Origin of the sequence: Micromonospora sp. NBRC 110038 (genome assembly GCF_020884815.1) — a bacterium.
Taxonomy (GTDB): Bacteria; Actinomycetota; Actinomycetes; order Mycobacteriales; family Micromonosporaceae; genus Micromonospora; species Micromonospora haikouensis.
The window spans coordinates 16,317-35,277 of sequence record NZ_BBOL01000011.1 but is presented as its reverse complement, the minus strand read 5'-3'; the positions used below and the strand labels follow the sequence as shown (position 1 = coordinate 35,277).

The 18,961-nt window shown below is 75.7% G+C and carries 19 protein-coding genes; 14 read left to right on the top strand and 5 right to left on the bottom strand.

All coding sequences use genetic code 11. The features are described from left to right. Positions 1 to 56: 56 nt before the first annotated feature. The 9 genes from argC (at position 57) to LPU61_RS28580 (ending at position 8,980) form a co-directional block, all read left to right on the top strand. Complete coding sequence (gene argC / locus LPU61_RS28620; protein WP_229406714.1) at positions 57 to 1,058, top strand: N-acetyl-gamma-glutamyl-phosphate reductase; 1,002 nt, start codon at positions 57 to 59, stop codon at positions 1,056 to 1,058. Then, on the top strand, positions 1,055 to 2,227 hold the full coding sequence (argJ, locus tag LPU61_RS28615; RefSeq protein ID WP_229406713.1) for a bifunctional glutamate N-acetyltransferase/amino-acid acetyltransferase ArgJ: 1,173 nt from the start codon (positions 1,055 to 1,057) through the stop codon (positions 2,225 to 2,227). Before argC ends, argJ begins: the two co-directional genes overlap by 4 nt. Then, positions 2,224 to 3,111: an acetylglutamate kinase gene (argB, locus tag LPU61_RS28610; RefSeq protein WP_229406712.1), complete on the top strand. Its 888-nt coding sequence runs from the start codon at positions 2,224 to 2,226 to the stop codon at positions 3,109 to 3,111. Before argJ ends, argB begins: the two co-directional genes overlap by 4 nt. Next, the gene (locus tag LPU61_RS28605) at positions 3,108 to 4,289 is read left to right on the top strand and encodes an acetylornithine transaminase (protein WP_229406711.1); all 1,182 of its coding nucleotides are present in this window, start codon (positions 3,108 to 3,110) and stop codon (positions 4,287 to 4,289) included. The genes argB and LPU61_RS28605 overlap by 4 nt, the downstream gene beginning before the upstream one ends. After that, positions 4,286 to 5,212, top strand: a complete 927-nt coding sequence (argF, locus tag LPU61_RS28600) for an ornithine carbamoyltransferase (RefSeq protein ID WP_229406710.1) — start codon at positions 4,286 to 4,288, stop codon at positions 5,210 to 5,212. Before LPU61_RS28605 ends, argF begins: the two co-directional genes overlap by 4 nt. Continuing rightward, the gene (locus LPU61_RS28595; RefSeq protein WP_043968040.1) at positions 5,209 to 5,724 is read left to right on the top strand and encodes an arginine repressor; all 516 of its coding nucleotides are present in this window, start codon (positions 5,209 to 5,211) and stop codon (positions 5,722 to 5,724) included. The genes argF and LPU61_RS28595 overlap by 4 nt, the downstream gene beginning before the upstream one ends. Further along, the gene (locus tag LPU61_RS28590; protein ID WP_043968042.1) at positions 5,721 to 6,926 is read left to right on the top strand and encodes an argininosuccinate synthase; all 1,206 of its coding nucleotides are present in this window, start codon (positions 5,721 to 5,723) and stop codon (positions 6,924 to 6,926) included. The genes LPU61_RS28595 and LPU61_RS28590 overlap by 4 nt, the downstream gene beginning before the upstream one ends. A gap of 14 nt (positions 6,927 to 6,940) precedes the next feature. Further along, complete coding sequence (argH, locus tag LPU61_RS28585; protein WP_043968044.1) at positions 6,941 to 8,404, top strand: argininosuccinate lyase; 1,464 nt, start codon at positions 6,941 to 6,943, stop codon at positions 8,402 to 8,404. A 411-nt stretch (positions 8,405 to 8,815) separates the two neighbouring features. After that, a complete protein-coding gene (locus tag LPU61_RS28580; RefSeq protein WP_229406709.1) occupies positions 8,816 to 8,980 on the top strand; it encodes a hypothetical protein in 165 nt (54 codons plus the stop codon). 19 nt (positions 8,981 to 8,999) lie between these two features. Here LPU61_RS28580 and LPU61_RS28575 read toward each other — a convergent pair whose 3' ends face one another. Further along, positions 9,000 to 9,356 (bottom strand): MmcQ/YjbR family DNA-binding protein, encoded by a 357-nt coding sequence (locus LPU61_RS28575; RefSeq protein ID WP_043968046.1) that lies wholly within the window; start codon positions 9,354 to 9,356, stop codon positions 9,000 to 9,002. Next, entirely contained in the window at positions 9,356 to 9,814 is a 459-nt protein-coding gene (locus tag LPU61_RS28570) for a DNA-binding protein (protein WP_229406708.1), read from the bottom strand. Before LPU61_RS28570 ends, LPU61_RS28575 begins: the two co-directional genes overlap by 1 nt. 204 nt (positions 9,815 to 10,018) lie before the next feature. On the opposite strand from LPU61_RS28570, the gene LPU61_RS28565 reads away from it, so the two are divergent. From LPU61_RS28565 to LPU61_RS28545, 5 genes are all read left to right on the top strand, one after another. Beyond that, positions 10,019 to 10,642 carry a DNA-3-methyladenine glycosylase gene (locus tag LPU61_RS28565; RefSeq protein WP_229406707.1) on the top strand — a complete coding sequence of 208 codons (624 nt, stop codon included), beginning with the start codon at positions 10,019 to 10,021 and terminating at the stop codon, positions 10,640 to 10,642. A 170-nt stretch (positions 10,643 to 10,812) separates the two neighbouring features. Continuing rightward, positions 10,813 to 11,898: an exo-alpha-sialidase gene (locus LPU61_RS28560; protein ID WP_229406706.1), complete on the top strand. Its 1,086-nt coding sequence runs from the start codon at positions 10,813 to 10,815 to the stop codon at positions 11,896 to 11,898. Then, entirely contained in the window at positions 11,899 to 12,174 is a 276-nt protein-coding gene (locus LPU61_RS28555) for a ubiquitin-like small modifier protein 1 (RefSeq protein WP_043968054.1), read from the top strand. 141 nt (positions 12,175 to 12,315) lie between these two features. Beyond that, positions 12,316 to 13,470, top strand: coding sequence for an LLM class flavin-dependent oxidoreductase (locus LPU61_RS28550; RefSeq protein ID WP_043968056.1), 1,155 nt, complete (start codon positions 12,316 to 12,318; stop codon positions 13,468 to 13,470). Then, entirely contained in the window at positions 13,467 to 14,090 is a 624-nt protein-coding gene (locus LPU61_RS28545) for an FMN reductase (protein ID WP_043968057.1), read from the top strand. The genes LPU61_RS28550 and LPU61_RS28545 overlap by 4 nt, the downstream gene beginning before the upstream one ends. Before the next feature lie 39 nt (positions 14,091 to 14,129). On the opposite strand, the gene LPU61_RS28540 is transcribed toward LPU61_RS28545, so the two are convergent. From LPU61_RS28540 to LPU61_RS28530, 3 genes are all read right to left on the bottom strand, one after another. Further along, positions 14,130 to 15,014 (bottom strand): universal stress protein, encoded by an 885-nt coding sequence (locus LPU61_RS28540; RefSeq protein ID WP_043968058.1) that lies wholly within the window; start codon positions 15,012 to 15,014, stop codon positions 14,130 to 14,132. Between the two features lie 207 nt (positions 15,015 to 15,221). Beyond that, positions 15,222 to 16,103: a universal stress protein gene (locus LPU61_RS28535; RefSeq protein WP_043968059.1), complete on the bottom strand. Its 882-nt coding sequence runs from the start codon at positions 16,101 to 16,103 to the stop codon at positions 15,222 to 15,224. 49 nt (positions 16,104 to 16,152) lie between these two features. Continuing rightward, positions 16,153 to 18,816 carry a cation-transporting P-type ATPase gene (locus tag LPU61_RS28530; protein ID WP_043968060.1) on the bottom strand — a complete coding sequence of 888 codons (2,664 nt, stop codon included), beginning with the start codon at positions 18,814 to 18,816 and terminating at the stop codon, positions 16,153 to 16,155. Between the last annotated feature and the right edge of the window lie 145 nt (positions 18,817 to 18,961).

Below are 18,961 nucleotides of genomic sequence, written 5' to 3'. Positions count from 1 at the left end.
TGCGATGCGGCGTAATGAGCGGGTAACCTTCTCTGCATAGTCATGCGGAGGTTAGAATGGGTATCCGAGTTGCGGTCGCCGGGGCGAGCGGCTACGCCGGGGGCGAGCTGCTGCGCCTGATCGCCGGCCACCCCGAGCTCGACCTGGTCACCGCCACCGCGCACAGCCAGGCCGGCGCGCCGGTCACCGCCGTACACCCGCAGCTCACCGGGCTGGACCTGGTGTTCGCGGCGACCGAACCGGCGGCCCTGGCCGACGCGGACCTGGTCTTCCTGGCCCTGCCGCACGGCGAGTCGGCGGCCCTGGCCGCCGCCCTGCCGGAGTCGGTCCGGGTGGTCGACCTGGGCGCGGACCACCGGCTGCGCGACGCCGCCGCCTGGTCACGGTACTACGGCGGCGAGCACGCGGGGGCCTGGGTCTACGGCCTGCCCGAGTTGCCCGGCCAGCGCGCGCGCGTCGCCGCCGCGACCAGGGTGGCCAACACCGGCTGCTATGCCGCGGCCATCACCCTCGCGCTCGCCCCGCTGGTCGCCGCCGGTGCGGTCGCCCCCGCCGACGTGGTCGTGGTCGCCGCCTCCGGCACCTCCGGCGCGGGCCGGGCCGCCAAGGCGCACCTGCTCGGCAGCGAGGTGATGGGCGACCTGTCGCCGTACAAGGTCGGCGCGCACCAGCACGTGCCGGAGATCAAGCAGGCCACCGGCGCGACCAGCCTGTCCCTCACCCCCGTGCTCGCGCCGATGCCGCGCGGCATCCTCGCCACGGTCACCGCCGTGCCGGCCGGCGACGCCGACCCCCGGGCGGTCCTCGCGGCGGCGTACGCGGACTCGGCGTTCGTGCACGTGCTGCCCGAGGGGACGTGGCCGCACACCGCCGCCACCCTCGGCGCCAACTCCTGCCACCTCCAGGCGGCCGTCGACGTCGACTCCGGCCGGGTGATCGTGGTCAGCGCCATCGACAACCTCGGCAAGGGCGCCGCCGGCCAGGCCGTGCAGTGCGCCAACCTGATGCTCGGGCTCCCCGAGACCACCGGCCTGTCCACCTACGGAGTAACCCCATGACCGTCACCACCCCCCGGGGGTTCCGGGCGGCCGGCGTGGCCGCCGGCCTCAAGAGCGGCGCCGCCGCCGACGTCGCCCTCGTCGTCAACGACGGCCCCGACGCCGGGATCGCCGGGGTCTTCACCGCCAACCGGGTCAAGGCCGCCCCCGTGCTCTGGACCCGGCAGGTCGTCCGGGGCGGGGTGGCCCGGGCCGTGATCCTCAACTCCGGCGGCGCGAACGCCTGCACCGGCCCGGCCGGCTTCCAGGACACCCACGCCACCGCCGAGCACACCGCCGCCGCGCTCACCTCGGCCAGCCCCCGGCTGCGGCTCGGGGCCGGCGACGTGGCCGTCTGCTCCACCGGACTGATCGGCGAGCGGCTGCCGATGGACAAGCTGCTGCCCGGCGTACGCGCGGCGATCCGCGCCCTGTCCCGCGACGGCGGCGCGGCGGCGGCCGAGGCGATCATGACCACCGACACCCGGCCGAAGACCACCGTGGCGGCGGGCAGCGGCTGGACCGTCGGCGGGATGGCCAAGGGCGCCGGCATGCTGGCCCCGGCCATGGCGACCATGCTGTGCGTGCTCACCACCGACGCGGTGGCCGGGCCGGCGGCGCTCGACGCCGCGCTGCGCGCCGCCTGCCGGGTCACCTTCGACCGGGTCGACTCCGACGGCTGCATGTCCACCAACGACACGGTGCTGCTGCTGTCCAGCGGCGCGTCCGGCGTCGAGCCCACCGAGGCCGAGCTGACGGCGGCGGTCACCGCCGCCTGCCACGACCTGGCCCAGCAGCTGGTCGCCGACGCGGAGGGCGCCACCAAGCAGATCGCCATCGAGGTCGTCGGCGCGGCCGACGAGGACGACGCCGTCGAGGTGGGCCGGTCGGTGGCCCGCAACAACCTGGTCAAGACGGCGCTGTTCGGCAACGACCCGAACTGGGGCCGCATCCTCGCCGCCGTCGGCACCACCGCCGCCGCGTTCGAGCCGGACGCCCTCGACGTCGCCGTCAACGGCGTCTGGGTGTGCCGCTCCGGCGCCGCCGCCGAGGACCGGTCCAAGGTGGACCTCACCGGGCGCGACGTCACCATCCGCATCGACCTGCACGCCGGAGGGGCCCAGGCCACCGTGTGGACCAACGACCTGTCGCACGCGTACGTGCACGAGAACTCGGCGTACTCGACGTGAGCGCCGTCGACGACCTCGCCCGGGCCCAGACCCGGGCCGAGACGCTGATCGAGGCGCTGCCCTGGCTGGCCCGCCTGTCCGGGGCCACCCTCGTGGTCAAGTACGGCGGCAACGCCATGATCGACCCCGAGCTGCAGCGGGCCTTCGCCGCCGACATGGTCTTCCTGCGCTACGTCGGCATCAAGCCGGTCGTGGTGCACGGCGGCGGCCCGCAGATCTCGGCCATGCTCGGCCGGCTCGGCATCGACAGCGAGTTTCGCGGCGGCCTGCGCGTCACCACCCCCGAGGCGATGGACGTGGTCCGCATGGTGCTCGTCGGCCAGGTCGGCCGGGAACTGGTCGGGCTGATCAACGCGCACGGCCCGTTCGCCGTCGGCCTCTCCGGCGAGGACGCCGGCCTGTTCACCGCCGTGCGCCGCCCCGCGTACGTGGACGGGGAGCCCGTCGACGTCGGCCAGGTCGGCGACGTCGAGTCGGTGAACACGTCGGCGGTGACCGACCTGATCGCGGCCGGCCGCATCCCGGTGATCTCGACCGTCGCGCCGGACGCCGACGGGGTGCTGCACAACCTCAACGCCGACACGGCCGCCGCCGCCCTGGCGATCGCCCTCGGGGCCCGCAAGCTGGTCGTCCTCACCGACGTGCCGGGCCTCTACGCCAACTGGCCGGACACCGACAGCCTGGTCAGCGAGATCACCGCCGACGAGCTGGCGGAGCTGCTGCCGTCCCTGGAATCGGGGATGGTCCCCAAGATGGAGGCGTGCCTGCGGGCGGTGCGCGGCGGGGTGCCCGCCGCGCACGTCGTCGACGGCCGGGTCGCCCACTCCACACTGCTTGAGGTCTTCACCTCGGAAGGATTCGGCACGATGGTGATCAACTCATGAGTCAGTTGGTGGAGCGCTGGCAGCAGGCGCTGATGGACAACTACGGCACGCCGCCGCTGGCGCTGGTCTCCGGCTCCGGCGCCGTCGTGGTCGACGACGCCGGCCGCGAGTACGTCGACCTGCTCGGCGGCATCGCCGTCAACGCCCTCGGCCACGCCCACCCGGCCGTGGTGGCCGCCGTCTCCAGGCAGGTCGCCACCCTCGGGCACGTGTCCAACCTGTTCGTCGCCGAGCCGCCGGTGGCCCTCGCCGAGCTGCTGCTGGCCCTCGCGGGGCGCCCCGGCCGGGTGTTCTTCGCCAACTCCGGCGCGGAGGCCAACGAGGCCGCGTTCAAGCTGTCCCGGCTCACCGGCCGCTCGCACGTGGTCGCCACGGTCGGCGGTTTCCACGGCCGCACCATGGGCGCGCTCGCGCTCACCGGGCAGCCCGCCAAGGCGGATCCGTTCCGCCCGCTGCCCGGCGACGTCACCCACGTCCCGTACGGCGACGCGGCCGCCCTCGCCGACGCGGTGACCGACGCCACGGCCATGGTCATCCTGGAGCCGGTGCAGGGCGAGAACGGCGTCGTCGTCCCGCCCCCCGGCTACCTCGCCGAGGCCCGGCGGATCACCGCCCGGCACGGCGCGCTGCTGGTGCTCGACGAGGTGCAGACCGGCGTCGGCCGCACCGGGCACTGGTTCGCCCACCAGGCCGAGGGCGTCGAACCCGACATCGTCACCCTCGCCAAGGGCCTCGGCGGCGGCCTGCCGATCGGCGCCTGCCTGGCCTTCGGCCCCGCCGCCGACCTGCTGCGCCCCGGCTCGCACGGCACCACCTTCGGCGGCAACCCGGTCAGCTGCGCCGCCGCCCTCGCGGTGGTGTCCACCATCGCCAGCGAGGGGCTGCTCGACCACGTCAAGCGGGTCGGCGAGCGGCTGCGCCGGGGCGTCGAGGCGCTCGGCCACCCCCTCGTCGCGCAGGTGCGCGGCGCGGGCCTGCTGCTCGGCATCGTGCTCACCGCCGACGCCGCCGGGCCGCTCGCGGCGGCGCTGCGCGACGCCGGTTTCCTGGTCAACCCGGTGCAGCCGGGCGTGATCCGGCTCGCTCCGCCGCTCATCCTCACCGGCGGGCAGGCCGACGCGTTCCTGGCCGCCCTGCCCGCCGCCCTCGACGCCGCCACCCCGGAGGCCACCGCATGACCCGCCACCTGCTGCGCGACGACGACCTCTCGCCCGCCGAGCAGGCGACCGTGCTCGACCTCGCCGCCCGGATGAAGGCCGAACGGTTCGCCCACCGGCCGCTGGCCGGGCCGAGGTCGGTGGCCGTGCTGTTCGACAAGCAGAGCCTGCGCACCCGGATCTCCTTCGACGCCGGCATCGCCGAGCTGGGCGGCCATCCCCTCGTGGTGGACACCCAGGTCACCCACTTCGGCCGGGGCGAGACCCTCGCCGACGCCGGCCGGGTGCTGTCCCGCTACGTGGCCGCGATCGTGCTGCGCACCCACGGCGACGACCGGATCGCCGAGGTCGCCGCCGGGGCCAGCGTCCCGGTGATCAACGCCCTCACCGACGGCTTCCACCCCTGCCAGCTCCTCGCCGACCTGCTCACCGTCCGCGAGCGGTGCGGCGGCACCCACGGCCGGACCCTGGTGTACGTGGGGGACGCGGCGAACAACATGGCCCAGTCGTACCTGCTGGCCGGGGCGACCGCCGGGATGCACGTGCGCGTCGCCGGCCCCGACGGGTTCGACCCCGACCCCGAGGTGGTGGCCCGCGCGGAGAAGATCGCCGCCGGCACCGGCGGGTCGGTGCGCGTGCTGCGCGACCCCGTCGCCGCCGTCCGCGACGCCGACGTGCTGGCCACCGACACGTGGACCTCGATGGGGCAGGAGGACGACGGGCTGGACCGGATCACCCCGTTCCTGCCGTACCAGGTCAACACGGAGCTGCTCGCGCACGCCGCGCCGGGCGCGATCGTGCTGCACTGCCTGCCGGCGCACCGGGGCGAGGAGATCACCGACGAGGTGCTCGACGGCCCCGCCAGCGCCGTGTTCGACCAGGCGGAGAACCGGCTGCACGCGCAGAAGGCCGTGCTGACCTACCTGCTGGAGCAGTCGGCATGACCGCGCCGCTGACCCGCGCCGCCCGGCACGCCCGCATCGTCGAGCTGATCCGCGACAAGGCGGTCCGCTCGCAGACCGAACTGGCCGACCTGCTCGCCGGCGACGGCGTCGCCGTCACCCAGGCCACGCTGTCGCGGGACCTCAAGGAACTCGGCGCGGTCACCGCCCGCGGCGGCGACGGCCGCCCCGTGTACGTCATCCCGGAGGACGGCCACCGGCCCCTGCGCGACGCCGAGGCCGCCCCGGCGCGGCTGATCCGGCTGCTGCGGGAGCTGCTCAACGAGGTCGACTCCAGCGGCAACATCGCCGTGCTGCGCACCCCGCCGGGCGCAGCCCAATACCTGGCCAGCGCGTTGGACCGGGCGGGCCTGCCCGAGGTCGTCGGCACCATCGCCGGCGACGACACCATCCTCGTGGTGGCCCGCGAGGCCGTCGGCGGGGCCGCGCTGGGCGAGAAGCTCGCCGCGTGGTCCCGCCGCGAGGAGAGCGCGGAAGGGAACACCACACCATGACCGAGCGGGTCGTCCTCGCGTACTCCGGAGGGTTGGACACCTCCGTCGCGATCCCCTACCTGGCCGAGCAGACCGGCGCCGAGGTCGTCGCCGTCGCGGTGGACGTCGGGCAGGGCGGCGAGAACCTCGACGTGATCCGGCAGCGCGCCCTGGACTGCGGGGCCGTCGAGTCGGAGGTGGTCGACGCGCGCGACGAGTTCGCCGCCGACTACTGCCTGCCGGCGCTGCGCGCCAACGCCCTCTACATGGACCGCTACCCGCTGGTCTCCGCGCTGTCCCGGCCGCTGATCGTCAAGCACCTCGTCGCCGCCGCCCGCCGGCACGGCGGCACGATCGTGTCGCACGGCTGCACCGGCAAGGGCAACGACCAGGTGCGCTTCGAGGTCGGCCTCGGCGCGCTCGCCCCCGACCTGAAGATCATCGCCCCGGCCCGGGACTTCGCGTGGACCCGGGACAAGGCGATCGCCTTCGCCGAGGAGAAGGGCCTGCCGATCGACGTGTCGGCGAAGTCGCCGTACTCCGTCGACCAGAACCTGTGGGGCCGGGCCGTGGAGACCGGGTTCCTGGAGGACATCTGGACCGCCCCGGTCGAGGACCTGTACGCGTACACGGCCGACCCGGCGCAGGAGCGCGACCCCGACGAGGTCGTCGTCACGTTCGACGCCGGCGTGCCGGTGGCGATCGACGGCGAGACCGTCACCCCGTACCAGGCGATCCTGGAACTCAACCGGCGGGCCGGCGCGCAGGGCGTCGGCCGGCTCGACATGGTCGAGGACCGCCTCGTCGGCATCAAGAGCCGCGAGGTGTACGAGGCCCCCGGCGCGATCGCGCTGATCACCGCCCACCAGGAGCTGGAGGCGGTCACCGTCGAACGCGACCTCGCCCGGTTCAAGCGGGGCGTCGACCAGCGCTGGGGGGAACTGGTCTACGACGGCCTGTGGTTCTCCCCGCTCAAGCGGGCTTTGGACGCGTTCATCGACGACGCCCAGCGGCAGGTCAGCGGCGAGGTGCGGCTGGTGCTGCACGGCGGCCGGGCCACCGTCACCGGCCGGCGCTCCGAGGCCGGCCTGTACGACTTCGGCATGGCCACCTACGACACCGGCGACACCTTCGACCAGTCCCTGGCGAAGGGATTCGTGCAGCTGTGGGGCCTGCCGAGCAAGCTGGCCGCCGCGCGGGACGCCCGGTGGGGAGGCTGCTGACCGTGGGAACCAGAATGGGCGACGTGGACGACAAGAGCCTCACCGAGAACAGCGCCGCGACCAACCGTACGAGCCTGTGGGGTGGCCGCTTCGCCGGCGGCCCCTCCGAGGCGCTGGCCCGGCTGTCCGTCAGCGTGCAGTTCGACTGGCGCCTCGCCCCGTACGACATCGCCGGGTCCCGCGCGCACGCCCGGGTCCTCGCGGGCGCGGGCCTGCTCGACCCCGAGGAACTGGGCAGGATGCTGGCGGCCCTCGACGACCTGGAGGCCGCCTGCGCCTCCGGGGCGTTCCGGCCCACCGTCGACGACGAGGACGTGCACACCGCCCTCGAACGGGGGCTGCTGGAACGCCTCGGCAGCCTCGGCGGCAAGCTGCGCGCCGGCCGGTCCCGCAACGACCAGGTCGCCACCGACCTGCGCCTCTACCTGCGCGACCACGCCCGGGGCGTGGCCGGTCGCCTCGTCGAGCTGGCCGAGGCCCTGGTCGAGCAGGCCGCCCGGCACGTCGACACGGCCGCGCCCGGCATGACCCACCTCCAGCACGCCCAGCCGGTCACCTTCGGGCACTGGCTGCTGGCCCACGTGCAGCCGCTGCTGCGCGACCTGGAGCGGCTGCGCGACTGGGACCACCGCACGGCGGTCAGCCCGCTCGGCGCGGGCGCGCTCGCCGGCTCCGGCCTGCCGCTGGACCCGGTGGCCGTCTCCAAGGAGCTGGGCTTCCGCACGTCCTTCGCCAACTCGATGGACGCCGTCGCCGACCGCGACTTCGTCGCCGAGTTCCTCTTCGTCACCGCGCTGGTCGGGGTGCACCTGTCCCGCCTCGGCGAGGAGGTGGTGCTCTGGACGTCGCAGGAGTTCGGCTGGGTCGAGCTGGACGACGCGTTCGCCACCGGGTCGTCGATCATGCCGCAGAAGAAGAACGCCGACATCGCCGAACTGGCCCGGGGCAAGTCCGGCCGGCTCGTCGGCGGGCTGATGGCCGTGCTCACCATGCTCAAGGGCCTGCCCATGACGTACGACCGGGACATGCAGGAGGACAAGGAGCCGGCCTTCGACGCCGTCGACACCCTGGAACTGCTGCTGCCGGCCCTCGCGGGGATGATCTCCACCATGACGGTACGCGTCGACCGCCTCGTCGCCGCCGCCCCCGTTGGCTTCTCCCTGGCCACCGAGGTCGCCGACTGGCTGGTCCGGCGCAACGTGCCGTTCCGCGACGCGCACGAGATCACCGGCAAGCTGGTGGCGCTCTGCGCCGTCCGCGAGTGCGCGCTCGACGAGGTCTCCGACGCCGACCTGGCGGCGGTCAGCGAGCACCTCGACCCGTCGGTGCGGGACGTGCTGTCGGTGCGGTCGGCCCTGGCCGCCCGGATCACCCCCGGCTCCACCGGCCCGGGGCCGGTCGCCGACCAGCTCGCCACCGCCGCCGACAAGCTGGCGGGCTGGCGGGAGTGGGCCGCCGAGACCGTCGTGCCCCGCTGACGTCCCGCGTCACCCCGAAGGCCCTCCGGCAGCACGCCGTGGGGCCTTCACCGTGCTCCCCACCGCATTCACCGGACCGTCGCCTGCGCCGTGCGGCCCTGCGCCGTGCCGTCGCCCCCGCCGGCTCGCCCCGCCGCCCGCTCGCCGCCACCCCACCCTGCGGCGATCTTGCACATTGGGCCCGGGCAAAAGGGGTGAAGCGCCCTTCTACGGGGCCCTAAGTGCAAGATCTGTGCGTGGTGGGGGAGCGGGCCGGGGTGCGGCGGGGCTGGGTGTGGTGCGGGTGCCGGGGGAGCGCACTCGATCAGGGAAAGAGTGGGATCGGTGCGACGCCGATGCCACTCTTTCCGGGAATGAGCACGATCTTGCGCGCCAGCCTTGGGCACTTCGCCCGGAGGCGTGCGCGTAGCGGTGGCCGAGGCAGTGTCCCGGCTGGCCCAGCTCATGGTGGAGGCGCGCGCGCAGCTCGCCCGGCTCCACCCCGAGCGCGCCCCTGACCTGCATGAACGGTTCCTCAGTTGGGCCCGGGCCCGGGGCGGTGCCGCACCCCGCCCCGACGGCGACCCGGATCGCTGACCACGCCCCGGTGCCGGGATCAGGCCGGCGTCGTCGGGCGCTCGCGGCGCGGCAGTTTCGCCACCACCGCCTCGTACGACGTGTCCACCGCCTCGAGCAGCTCGTCGTCGTCGATCGCCCCCGCCAGCCGGAGGCTGTTCCAGCCGAACCGCCCGACGTGCGAGGACGCGACGGCGTCGCCGGGGAACCGGTGCAGCCACTCGTCGGCCAGTTCCCGGGTCGGGGCGCACTTGAGGCCCACCCGGTCGTCGGAGTCGGGGCCGAGGAAGGCGAAGATCTTGTTCCCGACCTTGACCACGACCTCGGCGTCCCACGGCTGGTCGAGCCACGCGCCGGGTTTGCCCAGGCAGTACGCCATCAGCTCCGCGCGGTCCATCACGCCTCCCCGTCGTTGTCGGTGCCGGTGTGCGGGTCTCCGCCGACCCGGCCGGCGAGTCGTTCGTGGCGCTGCCGGGCGGCCTGCGCCGAGCCGAGCCCCAGCCCGTGGCCGATCGCCTGCCAGGTCAGCCCCCGGTCGCGGGCGAGCCGGAGCAGGCCGGCCTCCAGCACGTCCACCTCGGCGCGCAGGTGCGGCACGAGGGTGAGCGCGGCGACCAGGTCGGCCTGGTCGACCGGCTCCTCGCCGTCGGCCAGCTCCGCGCCACCGGCGGCGAGTGCGGTCACCAGGGCCACCGCCTCGTACGGGTCCAGCACGTGCGGGTGGGCGTAGCGGTGGCGGCGCGCCTCGTCGCCCGCGTGCCGCTCGGCGATCCGGGCCAGCGCGGCGTAGGTGCGGTGCGCCCGCGCCCGCCCCGGATCGGGCGCGGCGAACGGTTCCTGCTGCTCCAGACTCATGCCCCGATACCATCACTTGAACGGTACGTTGTCAACGTGCCGTTCATGGATGGCGTAATGATCGACTCCATGTCGGCGACATGGGGCGGTCCCGGCCCCGGGGAAGCCCCCATGTCGCCGACATGGCGACGCCCCGCCCCGCCCAAGCCAGCCCCGCGCCGCCCAGACCGGCAGGGCGGGTCGGGGCTGGGTAGGGTCGGGCTCATGTCGTACCCCGACGTGGGTGTCGCCGGGCTGGCCGAGCTGCTCGCCGGGCCCGTCGTGCCGGCCGCGCGCGGGCTGCTCGGCTGCCGGCTCTCGGCCGGCGGGGTCACCGTCCGGATCACCGAGGTCGAGGCGTACGCGGGCACGGCCGGCGATCCCGCCTCGCACGCGCATCGCGGGCGCACCCCGCGCAACGCCGTGATGTTCGGCCCGGCCGGGCACGCCTACGTCTACTTCACCTACGGCATGCACTGGTGCGTGAACGTGGTGACCGGGCCGGAGGGGGAGGCCTCGGCGGCGCTGCTGCGGGCCGGCGAGGTGGTCGAGGGCGTCGAGGTCGCGCGGTCCCGGCGCACCGCCGTACGCCGGGATGCCGACCTGGCGCGCGGCCCGGCCCGCCTCTGCGCCGCCCTCGGCATCGACCGCACGGCGTACGGGCGCTACCTGCTCGGCGACGGGCCGGTGCGGCTGCGGCCGGCGGCCGAGCCGGTGCCCGACGCGGCGATCGCCGCCGGCCCCCGGGTCGGGGTGACCGGGGCGCACGACGTGCCGTGGCGGTTCTGGGTCGACCGCGAGCCGACCGTGAGCCAGTACCGCCGGCACGTGCCCCGCACCCGCCGTTGACCACCCCCGCTCCCGCCGTTGACCACCCCGCTCCCGCCCGTCGGCCTGCCCCGTTGCGCGCCGCTGACCTGCGGCTGGGCCCCGCCGTTCCCGGTGCGTCGCCCGGTTTCTGTCGGACCCGGTGGTGATAATCACGCCATCCGGCTCCCGGCTCGGCGAAGGACGCACCCATGACGACCCTGCTCGCGATCGGCACCGGCAAGGGCCTCTTCCTCGCCACCAGCACCGACGGCCGCCGCACCTGGCAGCTCAGCGGCCCCCACCACCCCATGACCGGGGTGTACGCGGTGGCGGTCGACACCCGGCGCGAGGTGCCCCGGTTGCTCGCCGGGATGACCAGTTCCCACTTCGGGCCGAGCGTGGCCACCAGCGACGACCTGGGCACGTCCTGGCAGGAGCCGGAGCAGGCCCCGGTCGCGTTCCCGGCCGACACCGGGGCGAGCCTCGGCCGGGTCTGGCAGCTCACGCCCGCCGGGCCGGCGGAGCCGGACGTGGTCTGGGCCGGCACCGAGCCGTCGGCGCTGTTCCGCTCCACCGACGCGGGGCGCACCTTCGAGCTGGTCCGCGCGCTGTGGGAGCACCCCCACCGGGAGCAGTGGGGCGCGGGCTTCGGCGGCCAGGCGGTGCACACCGTCCTGCCGCACCCGCACGACCCGACCCGGATCGCGGTGGCCATGTCGACCGGCGGGGTCTACCACTCCGCCGACGCGGGCGCGAGCTGGGCGCCGGGCAACACGGGCATCCGGGCCTACTTCCTGCCCGACGAGTGGCCCGAGTTCGGCCAGTGTGTGCACAAGGTCGCCCGGGACGCCGGCGACCCGGAGCGGCTCTACGCGCAGAACCACCACGGCGTCTACCGTTCCGACGACGGGGGCCGCACGTGGCTGTCGATCGCCGCCGGCCTGCCCAGCGACTTCGGCTTCCCGATGGTGGCGCACCCCACCCGCCCGGGGATGATCTGGTCGTTCCCCCTCGCCGCCGACTCCCGGCGCTTCCCGGTCGACGAGCGCTGCCGGGTCTACCGCTCGGCCGACGCGGGCGGGACGTGGGAGGCGCTCTCGGCGGGCCTGCCCGCCGGGCCCTACTATCCGGCGGTGCTGCGCGACGCGATGTGCGCCGACGACGCCGACCCGACCGGCGTCTACTTCGGCACCCGCTCCGGCGAGGTCTACGCGAGCCGCGACGAGGGCGACTCCTGGTCCCTGGCCGCCGCCCACCTGCCCGACGTGCTCTGCGTCCGCGCCGCGGAGGTCTGAGTGGTCACCGTCCTGGTGCCGGGGCCGCTGCGCGGCGAGGTCGGGGGCGCGGCGCGGCTCACCGTCGCCGCGGCCGGCACGCTGCGCGACGTCCTCGACGAGCTGGCGGGGGAGTGGCCCCGGCTGGCCCGGCGGCTGCGCGACGAGCGCGGCGAGGTGCGCCGGCACGTCAACGTCTACGTCGATGGCGAGGACTGCCGCCACCTGGGCGGGCTGGACGCGCCGGTTCCGTCGGGCGCCGAGGTGCAGGTGCTCCCGTCGGTGGCTGGCGGCTGACCCGTTCCACTGGGTGGACCCCGCCGCCGCGTCCGGCCACCGGGACCGGGACCCCCCGACCGGCGGAATAGTTGACTCGTCAAATATGTTGTGCGCTGCGTCCGGGGCCGGAACGGTCCGGCAGCCACACGAGGAGTCGTCATGCAGTTCGGGGTCTTCACCGTCGGAGACGTGACCGTCGACCCGACCACCGGGCGGGAGCCGTCGGAGCACGAGCGGATCAAGGCGATGGTGACCATCGCGCGCAAGGTCGAGGAGGTCGGTCTCGACGTCTTCGCCACCGGCGAGCACCACAACCCGCCGTTCGTGCCGTCGTCGCCCACCACCATGCTGGGCTGGATCGCGGCCCGCACCGAGCGGCTGCTGCTCTCCACCGCCACCACCCTGATCACCACCAACGACCCGGTGAAGATCGCCGAGGACTACGCGATGCTCCAGCACCTCGCCGACGGCCGGGTCGACCTCATGCTCGGCCGGGGCAACACCGGCCCGGTCTACCCGTGGTTCGGCAAGGACATCCGGGCCGGCATCCCGCTGACCATCGAGAACTACGACCTGCTGCGCCGGCTCTGGCGCGAGGACGTGGTCGACTGGTCGGGCAAGTACCGCACCCCGTTGCAGTCGTTCACCTCGACGCCGCGCCCCCTGGACGGGGTGCCGCCGTTCGTCTGGCACGGCTCGATCCGCAGCCCGGAGATCGCCGAGCAGGCCGCCTACTACGGCGACGGCTTCTTCGCCAACCACATCTTCTGGCCGAAGGAGCACACCCAGCGGATGGTCGGCCTCTACCGGGAGCGCTTCGCCCACTACGGGCACGGCTCGCCGGACCAGGCGATCGTCGGCCTCGGCGGCCAGGTGTTCATGCGGCGCAACTCGCAGGACGCGGTGCGCGAGTTCCGCCCGTACTTCGACAACGCCCCCGTCTACGGTCACGGGCCGGCGCTGGAGGACTTCATGGCGCAGACCCCGCTGACCGTCGGCAGCCCGCAGCAGGTGATCGACCGTACCCTCGGCTTCCGCGACTACGTCGGCGACTACCAGCGGCAGCTCTTCCTGATCGACCACGCGGGCCTGCCGCTGAAGGCCGTGCTGGAGCAGCTCGACCTCCTCGGCGAGGAGGTGGTCCCCGTGCTGCGCCGGGAGTTCGCCGCGCTGCGGCCCGCGCACGTGCCCGACGCCCCGACGCACGCGTCGCTGAAGGCCGCCCGGGACGCCGCCGCCACAGCCGAGGCCGCCGTCGACGCGGCTGCCGACCCCACCGACGCCGTCGGTGCCGGCGCGGAGGTGGGGCGATGAGCCGCCGTACCCTCGCCGTGGTCTCCGCCGGGCTCTCCCAGCCGTCGTCGACCCGGCTGCTCGCCGACCAGCTCGCCGCGGCCACCCGCGACGAGCTGGCCCGGCGCGGCGTCGAGGCCGAGCTGCGCCCGATCGACCTGCGTGACCACGCCCACGACGTGGTCAACCACCTGCTCACCGGCTTCCCGCCGCCGGCCCTGCGCGACGCGCTGGACACGCTCGCCGCGGCCGACGGCGTCGTGGCGGTCACGCCGATCTTCAACGCGTCCTACAGCGGCCTGTTCAAGTCGTTCTTCGACCTGTTCGACGCCACGACGCTGGCGGACCGGCCCGTGCTGATCGCCGCCACCGGCGGCACCGCCCGGCACTCCCTCGCCCTGGAGCACGCCGTCCGGCCGATGTTCGCGTACCTCAGGGCGGTGGTCGTGCCCACCGCGGTCTTCGCCGCCACGGAGGACTGGTCGCAGGCGGCGGCCGACGGCGCCCTGCGCTCCCGGATCGTGCGCGCGGCCGGCGAACTGGCCGACCAGGTGGCGCGCCGGGCCCCCGCCGCGCCGCCCGACCCGTTCGCGCTCACCGCAGGCTTCGACGAGCTGCTCGCCGGCCGCGACCCCTCCTGACCGCCCGGGGCCGCGGGGCCGGCGGGGCGGCCGTCGAGGTCACGCCGCGTCGGCCGGCTGCGGGTGGGCGACCAGGACCGGACAGTGCGCATGCTGTACGAGCGCCTGGCTGACCGAGCCGAGCACGAGGCCGACGAAGCCGCCGCGCCCGCGCGAGCCGATCACCACCAGGGCCGCGTCCCCGCTCAACTCGATCAGGACGCGCTCGGGCTTGGCCGCCCGCACCGGCCGCCGCTCGACGGTCAGGCCCGGGTGGGCGGCCGTCACCTCGGCGGCGGTGGCGTCGAGCAGGTCCGCCGACTCCGCCCGGGCCGCCGCCCCGGACTCCGCCACCGCGTCGGGCACCGGGCGGGCGTCGTCGGCGCTCGCCACGTGCACCAGCACCAGGCCCGTGCCCCGGCGGGCCGCCTCGTCGGCCGCGAGCACGGCGGCGAGCCGCCCCGGCTCCGACCCGTCCACCCCGGCGACCACCGGGCCGCCGACCGGGATCGGCTGCTCCTCGGGCCGCACCACGAGCACCGGGCAGTGCCCGTGCCCGGCCACCTGCGCACCGACCGAGCCGAGCAGCAGGCCGGCGAAGCCGCCCAGCCCTCGGCTGCCGACCACCACCAGCTCCGCCCGGCGGGACTCCGCCACCAGGGTCGCGGCGGGACCGCCGGCCACCTGGTGCGCCTCGACGGCGACGCCGGGCCAGCGCCCGCGCAGCTCCTCCGCCGTCCGGTCCAGCATCCGCCGGGCCTCCTCGGTGGGCGCGGGCAACCCCATGTCGTACGGGTTGAGCGGCACGCCGTAGCCGAGCGGGTGCAGGTAGCCGTGCACCAGCAGCAGCGGCAGGGACCGCCAGGCGGCCTGCTGCGCCGCGTGCTCGGCGGCGACCAGGCTCGACGGGGATCCGTCCACCCCCACCACGACAGGTCGGTTCATCAGCTCTCCCGGTGCTCGATCAGGCCATTGTCGGCGTGGCCTCCGCCCACCACCGGCATTTACCCCGAACCCGCCGCGCCGCGCCCTTCTCCGCCGGTCGACGGCGTACCGCTGTGCGCGGCGTCGCGCGCACTGCATCGCGGGCGCGGCGTCAGGAAGGGCCCCTTCCTATGCAGAACGCGTTGAGAAGGGGCCCTTCCTTGCACCTCAGCGGTGGTGGCGGACGATCGCCAGCGGGGAGTCGGCGTGGTGCAGCACGGCGTGGCTGACCGAGCCGAGGAGCAGCCCGCCCCACGCGCCTCGGCCGTGCGCGCCGACGACCGTGAGCTGCGCGGTCCGCGACACCTCGACCAGCACCCGGGCCGGTGTGCCCCGGACCAGGCGCCGGTGCACCGTCACCTCCGGGTACCGCTGCGACCAGCCGGCGACGGACTCGGCGAGCACCCGCTCCTCCTCCTCGGCCAGCGCGTCGAGGTCGTACACCAGGGGCAGCACCGCGCCGGGGGCGGCCGGGGTGGGGAAGAGCCACGCGTGCACGACCACCAGGTCGGTGTCGCGGTGCGCCGCCTCCTCGAAGGCGAACCCGATCGCCTCGTCGGACAGCGCCGAACCGTCGACGCCCACCACCACGGGCCCGTCGGCGCGGGCCTCGCCGCGCACCACGAGCACCGGGCAGTCGGCGCGCGCGGACACCCCGATCGCCGCCGAGCCGACCAGCAGCTCGGCGAAGCCGCCCAGGCCCCGCGAGCCCAGCACCAGCAGGGCCGCGTCGCGGGACTCGCGCAGCAGCACCGGGACGGGGGAGCCGTCGACGAGTTCGCCGGTCACGTCCACCTCGGTGGAGACCTTCTTCGCCTCGGCGACGGCGTCGGCGACGATCCGCTCCGCGTAGTTGCGCAGCCCGGCGTCGGGCGGGCCGCCGGGGGCCGGCCCGAGCGGGGTGCCGAGCAGCGGCCAGATGAAGGCGTGCACCACCCGCAGCGGGCGGTGCCGCGCCTCGGCCTCCCGGGTCGCCACCCGCACCGCGTTCAGCGCGGAGTCGGAACCGTCCACGCCCACCACGACGGGGGCACCGGATCTGATGGTCATCACGTCCTCCTTCTTCCGCTTCCAGCCTGCCCCGACCGGGCCGCGCCGGTCAGGGCCGCCGGACCCGACCGGCGGGCCGTTGGTCCCGGTCCGGGTGCCCCGGCCCGTCGGTCGCCGGGTCGTGCGGGCCCTCCGAGGCGCCCCGGGGCCGCAGCAGGCGTAGCGCCACGCCGGGGAGCACGGCCACGGCCGCGCAGGCGAGCAGGTCCGCCGCGCCGAGCGGGTCGGTGCCGAGCAGCACCCGCAGCGGCTCGACCAGCACGCCGGCCACCTGCAGCAGCGCCGAGACGGCCACCGCGACCAGCAGCGCCGGGTTGCCCGCCCGCCCGGCCGCGAGGACGCTGCCGCGGCGCGCCGGCCGCGGGGCCCGCACCGCCAGCGCCACCCCGAGCTGGGCCAGCCCGAGGACCACGAAGACGACCGACTGCCAGGGCCGGTCCCACCGGGCGGCGAGCACCCCGGCGCCGAGCACCACGGCCGCGATCAGCGCCCCGGTGAGCAGCACGTCGCGCCCCAGGCCTGCGCCCAGCACCGACTCCTGCGGCGAGCGCGGTGCCCGGCGCAGGGTGCCCGGCTCGGCCGGCTCCGCGCCGAGCGCCACCCCCGGCACCCCGTGGGTGAGCAGGTTGACCCAGAGGATCTGCGCCGGCAGCAGCGGCACGGCCAGCCCGCACAGCGGGCCGAGCAGCATCACCGCGATCTCGGCGACCCCGCCGGACAGCGCGTAGCGCAGGAACCGGCGGATGTTGTCGTAACTGCGCCGCCCCTCGCCGATCGCGGCGGCCACCGTGGACAGGTCGTCGTCGACCAGCACCAGGTCGGCGGCCTGGCGGGCCACCTCCGTGCCGCCGCCCATCGCCACCCCGATGTCCGCGCGGCGCAGCGCGGGCGCGTCGTTGACGCCGTCGCCGGTCATCGCCACCACGTGCCCCTGCGCCTGCAACCCGGCGATGATGTCGAGCTTCTGCTCCGGCTGGGTGCGCGCGTACACCCGGGCCGCCGGGTGCGCGTCGGTCACGTCGCCGTCGTCGCCCCGCACCACCGGGTCGCCGTCGCGCCACAGGCCGAGCTGCCCGCCGATGGCGGCGGCCGTCGCCGGGTGGTCGCCGGTGACCAGCAGCAGCCGTACGCCGGCGGCGTCGAACCGGCGCGCGATCTCGGCGGCCCCGGCCCGCAGCGGGTCGCCGACCGCGACCAGCCCCACCGGGCGCAGCCCGGTCGGCGCGGCCGGGTCGGGGATCGTGTCCACCAGCGCCGCCGCGACCGCGAGCACCCGCAGCCCCGCCCCCGCCAGCTCGTGCGCCCGCGCGGTCAGCGCCGCGATCTCCGCGTCGTCCGCGTCGAGCAGCGGCGCGGCGAGCACGTTCTCCGGCGCGCCCTTGCACACCACCAGCCAGCGGCCGTCGCAGGACCGGTGCACCGTCGTCATCCGCCGGTTCGCCTGGTCGAACGGGTGCTCGGCGACCCGGGGCCACGCCGCCCGGGTCATCACCGGGTCCAGCCCGCACCGCGCGGCGAAGGCCACCAGCGCCGCCTCCAGCGGGTCACCGACCGCCGCCCACCCCGGCCGCTCCTGCGTAGGCGGGGCCAGCGCGGCGTCGTTGCAGAGCAGCCCGGCCCGCGCCAGGCGGCGCAGCTCGTCGGGTACGCCCACCGCCCCGCCCTCGCGGCGCACCGTCCCGCGCGGCTCGTAGCCGGAGCCGGTCACCTCGTAGCCGGAGCCGTCGGCGGTCACCGCCCGCTGCACCGCCATCCGGCCCTCGGTGAGCGTGCCCGTCTTGTCGGACGCGATGACGGTCACCGAGCCCAGCGTCTCCACCGCGTGCAACTGCCGGGGAATCGCCCGCGCCGTGGCCATCCGTCGCGCCCCCAGCGCCAGGGCCAGGGTCACCACGGCCGGCAGCGACTCCGGCACCGCCGCGACGACCAGGCTCACCGCCGTGATCGCCATGTCCACCACGGGCCGGCCGCCGAGCACGCCGATGCCGAAGACCAGCGCGGACAGCCCCACCGCGACCAGCCCCAGCAGCCGACCCAGGCCGGCGAGCCGGCGCTGCATCGGGGTGGCCCCGGGGCGGGTGGCCGACACCAGCGTGCTGATCCGGCCCAGGGCGCTCGCGGGGCCGGTGCGGACCACCGTGCCGGTGCCCCGGCCCACGGTCACCACCGTGCCGGCGGCGACCTCCTCGCCGACGTCCCGGCTCACCGGTACCGACTCGCCGGTCAGCGCCGACTCGTCCAGGTGCAGCCGGTTGGCCCGCTCCAGCCGCAGGTCGGCCGGGACGACGTCGCCGGCCTCGACGCGTACCAGATCGCCACGGACCACGGCGGATGCCGGCACGATCAGGTCCGTGCCGTCGCGGACGACCCGGGCGGTCGGTGCGGCGAGCTGGTCCAGCGCGGCGATCGCGCGGTCCGCGCGGACCTCCTGCACCACCCCGATCGCGGTGTTCACCAGCACCACCAGGGCGATGACGGCGGTGTCCGGCCAGTCGCCGAGCACGCCGGTGACCACGGCCGCGGCCAGCAGGAGCGCCACCAGCGGGTCGGCGAGCTGACGCAGGACGCGGGTCGCCAGGTGCCGGCGCTGCGGCCGGGCGACGCTGTTGGGGCCCTCGGCGGCCAGCCGCGCGGCGGCCTCGGCGGCCCCCAGGCCCGTCGGCTCGGCGGGGCCGTCCGGCGCGGCCGTGCGGGGTCGGGTGTCAGCGAGCATCGGTCCGCTCCCGTCCGACGGGTACTGCCACCACTGACCTCCCTGTCCGCGCGGCGCGTCACCGGGCACGCCGTCCCCCTCCACCGTCGCGCCGCCGGCCGGCGCGGCGGCAGAGGCGTTTCTCCCGCGTGGCCCGGGACCAACG